Annotated in this window: 11 protein-coding genes; all 11 read right to left on the reverse strand. The window is 58.3% G+C overall.

Features of this window, described 5'->3' with window-relative positions; all coding sequences use genetic code 11:
* Positions 1–58: 58 nt before the first annotated feature.
* Complete coding sequence (gene ftsH, locus C8273_RS07790) at positions 59–2,053, reverse strand: ATP-dependent zinc metalloprotease FtsH (protein WP_106627169.1); 1,995 nt, start codon at positions 2,051–2,053, stop codon at positions 59–61.
* 17 nt (positions 2,054–2,070) lie between these two features.
* On the reverse strand, positions 2,071–2,616 hold the full coding sequence (gene hpt, locus C8273_RS07795; RefSeq protein ID WP_106627170.1) for a hypoxanthine phosphoribosyltransferase: 546 nt from the start codon (positions 2,614–2,616) through the stop codon (positions 2,071–2,073).
* On the reverse strand, positions 2,603–4,060 hold the full coding sequence (gene tilS / locus C8273_RS07800; protein WP_106627316.1) for a tRNA lysidine(34) synthetase TilS: 1,458 nt from the start codon (positions 4,058–4,060) through the stop codon (positions 2,603–2,605). Before tilS ends, hpt begins: the two co-directional genes overlap by 14 nt.
* A 46-nt stretch (positions 4,061–4,106) precedes the next feature.
* Complete coding sequence (locus C8273_RS07805) at positions 4,107–4,553, reverse strand: S1 domain-containing RNA-binding protein (protein WP_106627171.1); 447 nt, start codon at positions 4,551–4,553, stop codon at positions 4,107–4,109.
* 97 nt (positions 4,554–4,650) lie between these two features.
* Complete coding sequence (locus C8273_RS07810) at positions 4,651–4,950, reverse strand: FtsB family cell division protein (RefSeq protein WP_106627172.1); 300 nt, start codon at positions 4,948–4,950, stop codon at positions 4,651–4,653.
* Entirely contained in the window at positions 4,928–6,082 is a 1,155-nt protein-coding gene (locus C8273_RS07815) for an MGDG synthase family glycosyltransferase (RefSeq protein ID WP_106627173.1), read from the reverse strand. The genes C8273_RS07810 and C8273_RS07815 overlap by 23 nt, the downstream gene beginning before the upstream one ends.
* Before the next feature lie 69 nt (positions 6,083–6,151).
* Positions 6,152–6,928 (reverse strand): SDR family NAD(P)-dependent oxidoreductase, encoded by a 777-nt coding sequence (locus C8273_RS07820; RefSeq protein WP_106627317.1) that lies wholly within the window; start codon positions 6,926–6,928, stop codon positions 6,152–6,154.
* Between the two features lie 63 nt (positions 6,929–6,991).
* Positions 6,992–7,264, reverse strand: a complete 273-nt coding sequence (locus C8273_RS07825; RefSeq protein WP_106627174.1) for an HU family DNA-binding protein — start codon at positions 7,262–7,264, stop codon at positions 6,992–6,994.
* Between the two features lie 144 nt (positions 7,265–7,408).
* Positions 7,409–8,101, reverse strand: a complete 693-nt coding sequence (locus C8273_RS07830) for an SAM-dependent methyltransferase (RefSeq protein ID WP_106627175.1) — start codon at positions 8,099–8,101, stop codon at positions 7,409–7,411.
* A gap of 3 nt (positions 8,102–8,104) precedes the next feature.
* Positions 8,105–11,389 carry a transcription-repair coupling factor gene (gene mfd, locus C8273_RS07835; RefSeq protein ID WP_106627176.1) on the reverse strand — a complete coding sequence of 1,095 codons (3,285 nt, stop codon included), beginning with the start codon at positions 11,387–11,389 and terminating at the stop codon, positions 8,105–8,107.
* On the reverse strand, positions 11,386–12,996 hold the full coding sequence (locus C8273_RS07840; RefSeq protein ID WP_106627177.1) for a CTP synthase: 1,611 nt from the start codon (positions 12,994–12,996) through the stop codon (positions 11,386–11,388). The genes mfd and C8273_RS07840 overlap by 4 nt, the downstream gene beginning before the upstream one ends.
* Positions 12,997–13,018 lie beyond the last annotated feature (22 nt).

The raw sequence follows: 13,018 nt of genomic DNA on the forward strand, positions 1-13,018 counted from the left end.
TTCTAAAGAAAGGGCGCTGCTGCACACATTTCATGCAGCAGCGCCTTCGCTGTGTTCTCTATTTATTCCATCGGGTTACGTTGAACTTCGGCTCTGTGGTCGGAACAGGCGCAGGGCGCTCCTCCGCAGCACGCTCCGCCTCCTCGCTCGTCTGCGTGGAATCATCAATGACGACATCGACGGGGATCATCAGCGGTTTACCCGTATCATCAGGCGTGTCATCCTGCGTTTCCTTATCGCTGATCGCGCCCTTCGTCATGAGTTCCTCAAGCTCGCTTGCACTCAGTGTCTCACGCTCAAGCAGTTCATGCGCGATGAGATCGAGCTTGTCACGGTTCTCCGTGATGATGATGCGACACGCCTCATACGCCTCCTCAATGTAGCGGCGCACCTCACGGTCAATCTCGCCCGCGACTTCCTCGGAGTAGTTGCGGTCACGGTTGAAGTCACGCCCGAGGAAGACCTGATGGTTCTCCTCGCCGTAGGCGATGGGACCGATGGACTCGCTCATGCCATACTGCATAATCATGCTGCGGATGATCTGTGTCGCCTGCTGGATATCGCTCGACGCACCCGTGCTGATCTCGCCGAGCACAACCTCCTCCGCAACGCGTCCGCCGAGCGCAACCTTGATGCGGTCAAACAGCTCGGAGCGCGTGCGATAGGAGCGATCCTCCTTGGGCAGGGAGAGCATGTAGCCGCCCGCGCGCCCGCGCGGAATGATCGTGACCTTGTGCACGGGATCGGCGTGCTCGAGCAGGAGTCCGACGAGCGTATGACCGCCCTCGTGATACGCCGTGAGGCGCTTCTCCTCCTCCGTCATGACATGGGACTTGCGCTCGGGCCCTGCCATGACGCGCTCGATTGCCTCCTCCATCTCCGCCATGTAAATTTTCTTCTTGTTCCGCCGTGCGGCAAGAAGCGCCGCCTCGTTGACGAGATTGCTGAGATCTGCGCCCGTAAAGCCGGGCGTACGACGTGCAAGCACGTCCAGATCTGCGTCCTCAGCAATGGGCTTGCCCTTCGTATGCACCTTGAGGATCGCCTCACGTCCGCGCACGTCGGGCTTGTCCACGACGATCTGACGGTCAAAGCGACCGGGACGCAGAAGCGCGGGATCGAGTACATCGGGGCGGTTCGTTGCCGCGATGATGATGATCCCCTCATTCGAGGCAAAGCCATCCATTTCGACGAGCAGCTGATTGAGTGTCTGCTCGCGCTCGTCATGACCGCCGCCAAGCCCTGCGCCGCGCTGACGACCGACGGCATCAATCTCATCAATAAAGACGATGCACGGTGCGGACTTCTTCGCCTGTTCAAAGAGGTCACGCACGCGCGAGGCACCGACACCGACGAACATCTCGACAAAGTCCGACCCGCTGATTGTAAAGAACTGCACCCCCGCCTCACCGGCAACCGCCTTCGCAAGGAGGGTCTTACCCGTGCCCGGGGGACCAAAGAGCAGCACGCCCTTCGGGATGCGCGCGCCGAGTTCATTGAATTTATCTGGCGTCTTGAGGAATTCGACGACCTCCTCAAGCTCCTGCTTCGCCTCATCCGCACCTGCGACATCAGCGAACGTCACCTTTTTCTTGTCGCTCACCATCAGGCGCACACGTGACTTGCCAAAATTCATCATGCGTCCGCCGCCCATCTGGGACTGCTGCATGATGAAAAACCAAAAGCCGATCAGAAGTGCGATTGGAATGAGCGAGGTAAGCAGGGTCTGCCACCATGGCGGCTCGGGCGGGTTCTCCGCCGAGATATGGATGCCTTTGTCTGCAAGCCGCTTGTAGAGATCGCGGTCACTGTTCGGTGCATCCGGCGCAATGGTCGTGAACTCCGTGCCGTCTGTAAGCGTACCTCGAATATTGTTCTGGATGATGACGACTTTGTCTACCTCGCCCGCATCTACCTTTGCATTAAAGTCACTGTAGCCAAGTGCCGTCGCCTGTGGTCCCTGATGACTGCCGGACATGTAGTCGGCAATCGTCCACACAACGAAGAACATAAGCGCATAAAAAGCAAGATTTCTAAGGATTGATTGATTCAATTCCTACCTCCTCTGCATCATTCATAAACGGAGCGCTTGAGCACTCCGATGTAGGGCAGATTCCGATATTTCTCCGCATAGTCCAGACCATAGCCCACGAGGAATTCATCCGGCACCTCATGCCCCAGATAGTCGATCTCCACGGGGGCAATCCGCCGCGAGGGCTTCGACAGGAACGCGCAGATCTTAATGCTCTTCGGGTGACGCCCCTGAAGCATCTGCTTCAGATAGTGCATCGTTGTCCCCGAGTCAATGATGTCCTCGACGATGATGACATGCTTGCCCTCGATGGAGAAGTCAAGATCCTTGAGAATCTTGACCTGTCCGCTTGAAACAGTCGCCTCCCCATAGCTGGAAACAATCATGAAGTCAAAAGCGATGGGACGATCAATCGCGCGTACGAGATCGGTGAAAAAGACTGCAGCGCCTTTCAATATTCCGACACAGTAGACCGTTTCAGAAGCATCACGGTAGTCGTTCGTAATCTCCGCGCCGATCTCCTGCACACGCGCATGAATCTCATCAGCGGAAAAGGAAATGCGCTCAATGTCACTGCTCATCATTTGGCATCGTCTCCTTCACACATACAATGCTCAAAATATCCGTACTGGATGCCGTCACGGGAGCAAGCACACTACGCCGTCCGCCCGCAATCCAGAAAATCTCGTAGGTATCCGCAAGCGCAAGGAGAGGCATCCGATCCCGCACTTCCTGCGGAACCTTATCGTCAATCAAAATCTCCTTGAGCTTCTTTCGTCCAATGGGGAGCTGCATGAAATCCCCGGCACGCCGCGTCCGCAAGACAAGCGGAGGCAATGCCGCAAGGTCGGCATAGACAGCCTCCCTCTGCTTCATCCTGCGCCAATCCTGCTCCGTCATACACATCAGCCGCCGGATGTGAAACGCCATACCCCGAAAATTTATTATAGCATATTCACGGCTGAAAGGAAGTATAATTTCACTATTTTCCGCAGGGGCTTGCATCGCGGTCGAACGCTGCAGCGTAAGTATACCATAGCGTGCAATCCCCCGCCACCCGCCCGGCATCTCCGCATGTGCGGTTCCCTTTTCAAAGATGAGCGCACGCAGACGCTCCGCATGGAGATAGGAAAAGTCCTGTGTCGCTCCCGTCCGCTGCGTCCAAAACATGCGCAGAACGCGGCGCTGCAGCGCGGGGTGCAGTGTCTGCAGTACCGCAGTCAAGAGCCCCGCAGGGCAAAAGGCACGTGCAAGCGCATCGGCGGCGAGATCTGACAGAAGATCCGCCTCCTCGGCGGCAAGCGCACTGAGTCGCGTAAGTGCATCCTCGACCGCCGGATTGTACTGCGCACGAAGCAGCGGCAAGAGTTCATGGCGCACGCGATTGCGCCGTGCATCCACAGCATCATTCGTCGCATCATGCCGTGGCTTCATACCGCGTGTCCGCACATAGGCCTCAATCTCCGCGCGCCGCATGCTGAGGAGCGGGCGCAGATGTGTTCCATCCCACACACGCATGGCACCGAGCCCCGCAGGTCCCGTGCCGCGCAGAATGCGCAGCAGCACAGTCTCGGCAAGGTCGTCTGCATGATGCGCGAGTACAACGGCATCGCAGACCTGTTCCTCCCGCACCCGATGGAGGAAGTCATATCGGCAGAGCCGCGCCGCTGTTTCAAGCGAGAGCCTGTGCTCACGCGCATACGATGGAACATCCCCCGACGCACATACGCACGGGATCTCCCGTGCCCGGCAAAATTCCTGCACAAAACGTGCATCCGCACGAGAATCTGCCCCACGTATGCCATGCTCATAATGGGCACATACGATCTGTGCACCGCCGCTGCTCTGCAGCACAAACAGCACATCCAAAAGGGCAAGCGAATCCACCCCGCCGGAACAAGCGACGAGCAGCGTGCACGTGGGCGAAAAAAAATTATGCGCGCGAAGAACGCGCTCCACCTGTTGCTGCAATGTATGTCTCCGCTGCAAAAAGGGCACTCCGCATGGAGTGCCCTTTGTTATCCTCATCCGGACAGGTATGCCCTGTCGCTTTGGCATCAGCACTTCCCTGTGATCAGCCGCGGCGCGATCCGCGCCCCCCCCGCTTGGAATCCGTCTTGCGGCGCAGATCGGTCAATCGCTCATCACTGTCCTTCAGGAAGCGCGACAGCTTGTCCTCAAAGGAAGGAGAGCCAATCTGCCGTGATGCTGCGGTGCGCCGCAGATCACGCGGGGGACGCGGCGGGCGTGTCGGAGCCGCAGACGGCTGCACAGGGGCGGCCGGCTTATCCTGAAGCGCCTTGATGGAAAGCCCGATCTTGCCGCGATCATCCACCGTGAGCACCTTGACCTTGACCGAATCGCGCTCCTTGAGAAAATCGTGCACATCGTTCACATAGACATCGGCGACCTCTGAGATATGGATGAGTCCTGTCTTCCCCTCGGGGAGTTCAACAAAAGCGCCAAAATTGGTGATACCCGTTACGACGCCCTCTACTACACTGCCAACTTCGATGGCCAATACAACTCTTCCCTTCAACTACAAACCGTCAGGGGTCTCCCCCAGTATCATTACCCGCTCATTATACAGGGCAGGGATACTCTGTGTCAAGAAATTCTCAGCTGCCGCCGGAACGCTTTCCGGGTGCGTACGGAAGTTCCCCCGCCCCCGTCATCCCCAGCTCCTCGCGTGCCAGCTTTTCGATGTAAGGCAGCTCGCCAAGACGCGCCTTCTCCGCACGCAGACGGTCATTTTCCGCGCGCGCTTCCATGAGCCGCTGCGTCGCAAGCGTCTGATCCTCATGAACATGGGAAAGGTACAGTCCCTGTGATACGATCATTGCGCCAAAATAGCCCAGAATAAGCAGCACCGTGATGACAAACCAGCGCGGCCTTCTAGATGTTCTGCTCTGTGCCATACATACCTCTCTTCCTTGTCATCAGTGCAATCAAATCCGCCGCAACATCCTGCGCCGCCTCCTCGCGCGCGCATCGACGTGCCGCTCTGCGCATCTCCGGAATGCGGTGCGCAAGGATCTCCTCCACGGCGGGTGCCATGCGTTCCCCCGGATGCAGCCACACAGCCGCACCGCGCCGCGTCGCATAGATAGCGTTCTCCGTTTCGGGTCCCGGGATCGGATCGTGCAGCAGGAGCGGCAGCCCCGCCGCAAATGCCTCGCTGAGGGTCAGCGCTCCCGGTTTTGTAATGAGGAGATCCGCTGCACGCATGAGTACATGCACCTCATCAGTATAGGAAAAGACACGGATCGTATGCCGCGAGCGAGATGCAACGGCGCGTGCATGTGCCGCAAGCGCGGCATTGTGCCCCGCCACAACGAGAATGGAAAAGCGCTGCTCGATCGTCTCAAGTTCCGCGAGCGTGCGGTCCATGCCGCCGAGACCAAGCCCGCCGCCCATAAGGAGAAGGGTTGGCAGATCCTCCGTAAGCCCAGCCTTCGCCTGTGCCGCATCCCGCGCCATCGCATAGTCGGCGGACGCGATGGGAATGCCCGTTGCACGCACCATACTGCGATCAAAACCGCGCACTTCCATCCCCTCCACCATCGCCTCCGTCGCGACAAAGTAGAGATCCACACCGCGTACGAGCCAAATTGTATGCAGTGCATAATCCGTCAGGAGCGCCGCAAGCGCGTAAGTGCCGCCGTGTCGTGTGCGCCAAAGAGCTGCCGCCCCCTCGGGAAAGGGGTGTGTAGCGATGATCAGATCCGGAGCATACGCCCTTATGATCCGCCCCATAGTACGTACCATCACCTGTGCAAATGCGCTGCGCACAATGCCGCCGCTCGCGTTTTTTCCTGCGATGCGGAAAAACACATCGTAAAGATTGGGCACAAAGCGCAGCATTGTCAGGTAAATGCGCTTCATGAGGTAGTGAATCATGGAGACTTCACGCGCCATAAAGTCGACCACATCGACCTGCATAGCGGCTGCCTGCAGGTGTGCCGCAAGTGCCGCACGAATTGCCTCGGCTGCCCGCGTGTGTCCCGCGCCAATCGATGCCGTCAAAATGAGAATACGGGCACGCTCCATGTTTCACCCCCTCACACAATCATGATTATTCTATCACAATTTTGAACGACGGACAAAAGTTTTTTAGATTTACGCCGTCAGCCCGCCGTCAACGCGATAGATGCTCCCCGTCACCCACGCTGCAGCAGGAGATGCGAGAAAAGCGATCACCCCCGCCACCTCATACGGCGTGCCAATACGCCCCATGGGGTAAGGATCCGCCATCGCACGAAGCTGATCGGCGCGTGGGAGATGCGGAGAGAGCTGCCGCTCCGTGAGCGGTGTGAGCACATCGGCGGGTGCAACGGCATTCACGCGCACCGTATCGTGCGCCAGTTCGAGCGCGAGCGAGCGCGTAAAGGCAATGACCGCCCCCTTGGTCGCCGCATACGCCGCACAGCAGTAGTTGCCGTGCAGTCCCGCATCCGAGGCAACATTGATGATCGCGCCGCGCGTCCTCCTCAGATACGGCAGCGCTGCCTGCGTCAGCAGAACGGTTCCCTTGACATTCGTCGCCATCATGTCATCAAACGCATGCTCCGCAAGGTCGTCCAGCGCTCCCTCCGCATAGATCCCGGCGGAATTCACGAGGATATCCACGCCGCCAAACGCATGCGCACATTCCGCCGCAGCGCGCATGCAGTCCGTGCGCATACGGACATCCCCATGAACAACGCGTGCCCGTTTTTTCGCTCCAAGCACATGGAGCGCGTGCGCCCCACGTGCCTCATCACGTCCCATGAGGGCAACGCACGCCCCTCCCGCAAGAAAAATTTCTGCACAGGCAAGTCCAATCCCCGAGGTGCCGCCCGAGATCAGAGCGGTCTTCCCTGCAAAGGCATCGGCTGAAAAAATTGTCTTTTCCATATCCATCCTACGATATGAACAAAAAACCGGACTCCCCATCGGAAGTCCGGCCATCCTGCAAAATCAGTTCACAGAATCCTTCAGAGCCTTGCCAGCCTTGAACACAGGCATCCTCGAAGCCGCAATCTCGATCTCGTCGCCCGTCTGCGGATTGCGTCCCTTGCGCGCCTTGCGGTCTTTCACCTCGAATGTGCCAAAGCCGATGAGCTGGATTCTATCGCCCTCGCCAAGTGCATTCTTGATCGTTTCAAAAACGGCATTGACCGCCTTTTCTGCGTCCTTCTTTGTCAGACTTGCCTGCTCTGCTACGTTTGCGACCAATTCCTGCTTGTTCAAAGTAGCATCCTCCTTTAGATATTTTCCATTTACTCAACGACCACAAGGGGTCGCACTGTCATGAGAGAATTTAACAGAATTACCTAGAAAAATCAAGGGGGAAAATAAAAAAAGCAAGTTTTTTCCCTAAAATCCGGTGTTTTTTTAGGTATTTTCCCAAAAAGTAGGAGCGTATGGAATGAAAAGTGTGGTCAGATGGTCGATATCCGGCTGCCAATCGAGTTCAAAAAGCGGGATGCGCTGAATCCGCTCATCAGGCAGCGCAAGATGGTGCAGATAGATGACCTCCTGCGTATCGGAAAAGTGCTCCATCAGGAGAATCTTGAGATCGGAGGCAAGCTCGCGTGAGTAGACCTGCGTGATGATAAGATCCTGCGCAGGCGGTGCTGCAACGGCGTCCTCATTCATCGCGTCGATGATGGAAAGCCCGTCGGCAGGGTCGATGCTGAGTGCGGCGAAAAGAGGCTCCAAAAAGCTCATCGCCGGCAGAATCTCAAGGGGGATGCCTGCCTCTGCAGCATGCTCCCGCAGGAGCTGCACCGTGCGCTCCGCGACAAAGGGACTGCCCGGAACAAGATAGAGTACATCGTGCTCTGCTGCACGCGCAAAAAGATCATCGACAATCTCTTCATAGAGTTCCTCAAAATCATCCGCTTCCTCGTAAAAGTCATCGTAGGTCGCATAGGAGATCCCTTCCGCATCGAGTACCTCCACCGTCGGATGGATGCGCGTGCGCAGGATAATATGCTCCGCCGCCTCAATGCGCGCCCACGTCTCGCGCGTAATAAGCCCCGCGCTGCCGGGACCAAGCCCTGCCACTGTCAACTGATATGCCATGTGTCACTCTCCACTCACCATCTGCACGACTTCCAGTGCCGTGTCCAGTATTTCCCTGCGTTCCTGCGGCTGCAAGCGGATGCGGTAGCCATCGCCCTCGGGCAAGGGTCCGACCCGCCGCCCGTATGCGCGATCGAGGCACATCAGTGCCGGCAGCGGAAGTTTCTCCCCTGTCGGCAGCACAATGTCAAGCGCCTCTCCCTTCGCCCCAATGCTGCGGGCACCAAAACTGCGCGCATAGTTCTTGACCCGAGCGATATCCAGAAGCGCAAGCACTGGTTTCGTCGGCTCGCCAAAGCGATCAATCAACTCATCGAGCAGCGTGTCCAGATCCTCATTTGAGCGCACAGCGGCAACCTTCTGATAGATCTCGATCTTGTGCATAGCATCGTCGATGTAGCCGCCGTCAATATACGCCTCCACGGGCAGATCGATCACCGGCTCCACGGGCGGCGGAGGCTGTGCTTCACCGCGCTTACGAGCCACGGCTTCCTCAAGCAGCTTCACATACATCTCAAAGCCAACGCCTGCGATGTGTCCGTGCTGCTGCGCACCGAGGAGGCTGCCCGCCCCTCGGATCTCGAGGTCGCGCATGGCGATCTTGAAGCCCGAACCGAGCTGGGCGAACTCCTTCATCGCCTGCAGGCGCTTCTCTGCCGTCTCACTGAGTACCTTGTCACGCCGATAGGTAAAGTAGGCGAATGCCATCTTTGCCGAGCGCCCCACACGTCCGCGCATCTGATAGAGCTGTGAGAGGCCAAAGTGATCGGCATCGTAGATGATGATGGTATTCGCGTTGGCAACATCGATTCCGTTTTCGATGATGCTTGTTGCGAGCAGGATGTCATAATGCCCCTCGTAGAAATCCATCATAACCTGCTCGAGAATATCCTCGTTCATCTGCCCGTGTGCCGAAGCGATCCGTGCCTCTGGAACGAGACGGAGCAAGTGCTCACGCATCCGATCAATGCTCTCCACACGATTGTATATAAAGTAGATCTGTCCGCCGCGCGCGAGTTCACGTTCAATCGCGCCGCGTATCACCTGATCGCTGCTCTCGACAACGTAGGACTGCACAGGCAGACGGTCAGCGGGCGGCGTTTCGATAATGCTCATGTCACGCGCCCCCGCGAGCGACATGTGAAGGGTGCGCGGAATCGGCGTCGCCGAGAGCGTCAGCACATCGCCCCCCGCCGCAAACTCCTTGATCTTCTCCTTCTGTGTGACCCCGAAGCGCTGTTCCTCATCCACGATTAAAAGACCGAGGTTCTGAAAGCGCACGCGCTTCCGATTGAGGATCGCATGTGTCCCGATGAGGATGTCCACGCGGCCGTGCGCCACCTCGTGCAGCGTCGCTGCCTGTTCCCGCACGGAGCGAAAACGGCAGACCACATCCACCTTGGGGGCAAACTCGGCAAAGCGTGAAGCGAATGTCTGGTAGTGCTGCTGCGCAAGAACCGTCGTCGGCACGAGCACGGCGACCTGAAAGCCGTCCATTGCCGCCTTGAACGCCGCGCGTACGGCAACCTCCGTCTTGCCAAAGCCCACATCGCCGCAAAGCAGCCGATCCATCGGCTTTTCACTCTCCATGTCGCGCTTGATCTCGGCAACGGCACGCAGCTGATCCTCCGTCTCCTCGTAGGGAAATGCCTCCTCGAACTCGCGCTGCATCGCATCGTCCGGCGTGAAGGCATGCCCCTTTGCAAGCTGGCGCTCGGCATAGAGTGCGAGCAGGTGATCGGCAATATCCTCCACGGATTTCTGCGCCTTCGCGCGAGCCCTTGCCCAGTCCGCCGTCCCCATGCGATGCAGACGCGGAGCAGCCCCCTCGGAACCAATATACTTCTGTAGGAGTCCGACCTGATCCGTCGGCACAAAGAGCTTGTCGTCGCCGCCGTACTGGATGCGCAGATAGTCGCGGTGAACCCCCGCCACCTCAAGCGTCTCCACGCCGAGATATTTTCCGATGCCATGCGCAGCATGAACAACATAGTCGCCGGGCGCAATCTCACGGAAGTGACGAATGCGCTCCCCTGCCGATGCCGTACGGCGCAGCTTTGCCTTATGGCGTCCGAAGATGTCCTGCTCCGTGAGCACGGCGACCCGCGCCCCGCCCAGTTCAAATCCTGCACGCAGCGTACCTGAGGAAACGAGTACGGCATCCTTTGCCGTCTCCCCCTCTTTACGAAGGACAACTGCAGGAATCTTCCACCCCATCAGCATATCGCGGACAAGATTTGCGCGCTCCACACCGCCCGCGAGCACCAAAACCTGTACCTCATCCGCAAGATAACGGCGCAGCTCACTCTCAAGCATCGCAAACTGGCGCTGAAACGCCGTCATGGGCACTACATGAAAGCCGATCAGCATGGCCGGCGCACATGCCGGGAAAGAGCGGCTCATCAAGGAGGCAAAGACTTCATGCCCCTCCGCCCCTGCCGCAACCATGTCCTCCCATCGAAACAAGCGCGCCCCGCGCACCTCGTCCTCCTGCACGGCATCCGCCAGCGCCGCAGTCAGGCGCGTGGGTTCATCGAAGATCGTCATGCCCGCGCCGCCAAGGTACGTCAAAAAGCACGCCTCCCCCTCATCATCCGCTGCACACAGCGGCATGATGGAAGCCGTGCCAATGTTCTTGATGGAGCGCTTCGTCAGCGGGTCGTACTCACGCATGGAGTCGATCTCCATGTCGAAAAACTCCACACGGATGGGCGAAAGCGCATTGATCGGAAAGATGTCCACAATGCCGCCGCGCACGCTGAACTGTCCCGCGTACTCCGCCTCACTCACGTGTTCGTAGCCGAGTGTGCTCAAACGTTCTAGTAATGTCTCACGCGGAAGTTTCTCCCCAAGGCGCAGGGAGAGTGCAGCACGCGAAAACTCTGCCGTGCTCAGCCCCTTCTGTGCCGCCGCTGCAATATCTGCAAGCACAATGATCGGCTCGTGACGCAGCAGGCGTGCGAGGATATTCATGCGCTGCGCCGAGCGCTCCATCCCCTTTGCTGCACCGGGTGCGGCAAAACCAATGCGATCCAGCTCCGGCAGCTCATAGATGTCTGCCTCCGGAAGCAGTGCCGCCAGATCCTCCTGCCATGCACGCAATGCCTCACGTCCACTCGTCACGATGGCGAGGGGACGTGGGTGGCAGTCATAGGCAGCCGCAGCGGCGGCGTGCTTCATGGAGCCTGCAAAGCCATGTGCCAGAATCTGCTGCGGCGCCCCCGTAAGTGCTTCACTCAGTTGGCGTACCGCAGGATCCGTGCGCAGTATGGAAAAGAATGTGCTCATTTGGGCAGGGTAGAAAGTGCCGCACGCACAAAGCCCGCGAAGAGCGGATGCGGGTGATTCGGCCGCGACTTCAGCTCCGGGTGGAACTGCGAGGCGACAAACCATGGATGATCCGCGATCTCCACAACCTCGACAAGGCGGTTGTCCGGACTCGTTCCGGCAATGACCAGCCCCTTCTCCGTGAGCTGCTCCCGATAGGCATTATTGAACTCGAACCGGTGGCGATGACGCTCACTGATCTCAGCCGCATCGTACTCTGTGCGCGAACGGGAACCGTCTGCAAGCACGCAGGGATATGCCCCGAGCCGCATCGTTCCGCCCTTTTCCTCCACCTCCTGCTGATCCTCCATCAACGCAATGACGGGATGCGGCGTCTCCGCCACGAACTCCGTGCTGTGTGCGTTTGTAAGACCCGCGACATGGCGTGCAAACTCAATGACGGCACACTGCATGCCAAGGCACAGCCCAAGGAACGGGAGCCCATGCTCACGCGCATATTGGATCGCGCGGATCTTTCCCTCAACGCCGCGGTCACCGAACCCGCCCGGCACGAGAATGCCCTTGCAGCCGACAAAGAGTTCGTCGAGGTCGGCGTTCGGATCTTCCAGTTCCTCCGCATTGATCCACGTGATCTTCACCTGTGCATCGTTTTCGATGCCGCCGTGATGGAGCGCCTCGGTCACGGACATATAGGCATCCGGCAGAGCGACGTATTTGCCGACAACGGCGATCTTTACCTTCTTCGCGGGATGATTGATCTTAAAGACCATCTTCTCCCACGCCTCCATATTCGAGGGATCGAAATTCATCGCCATCTTTTCAAGAACGATGCGATCCAGCCCCTCCTGCTGCATCATGAGGGGAACCTCGTAGATCGTCGATGCCGTACGGTTCTCGATAACGGCATCTGCATCCACATCGCAGAAGAGCGCAATCTTCTCCTTCATCTCACGCGAAATCGGCTGCTCTGTACGGCAGACGAGGATGTCCGGCTGAATGCCGATGGCGCGCAGCTCCTTGACACTGTGCTGGGTCGGCTTCGTCTTGAGCTCGCCCGCTGCACCAATGTAGGGGAGCAATGTCACATGGATGTAGAGGGCGTCGTTCTTGCCGACCTCCTTCTTGACCTGACGGATCGCCTCCAGGAAGGGCAGACTCTCGATGTCGCCGACCGTCCCGCCGATCTCCGTGATGACGACATCGGCATTGTCCGCCTTTGCCACATCGTAGACGCGCTGCTTGATCTCATTCGTGATATGCGGAATCACCTGCACCGTCGAGCCAAGGTAGTCGCCATGACGCTCCTTGTTGAGCACAGACCAATAGACCTTGCCGCTCGTGATATTCGAGCGCTTTGTGAGGTTGATATCGATAAAGCGCTCATAGTGCCCGAGATCGAGATCCGTCTCCGCCCCATCGTCCGTGACAAACACCTCGCCGTGCTGATACGGACTCATCGTCCCCGGATCAATATTGATATAGGGGTCAAATTTCTGAATCGTAACCTTCAGCCCGCGATTCTTCAGCAGACGACCGAGGGAAGCCGCCGTAATGCCCTTGCCGAGCGATGAAACAACGCCGCCCGTGACGAAAATATACTTTGCCATGCCGTTCCTCCGAACATCTCAG

Origin of the sequence: Candidatus Centipeda massiliensis, from assembly GCF_900290285.1 — a bacterium.
Taxonomy (GTDB): Bacteria; Bacillota; Negativicutes; order Selenomonadales; family Selenomonadaceae; genus Centipeda; species Centipeda massiliensis.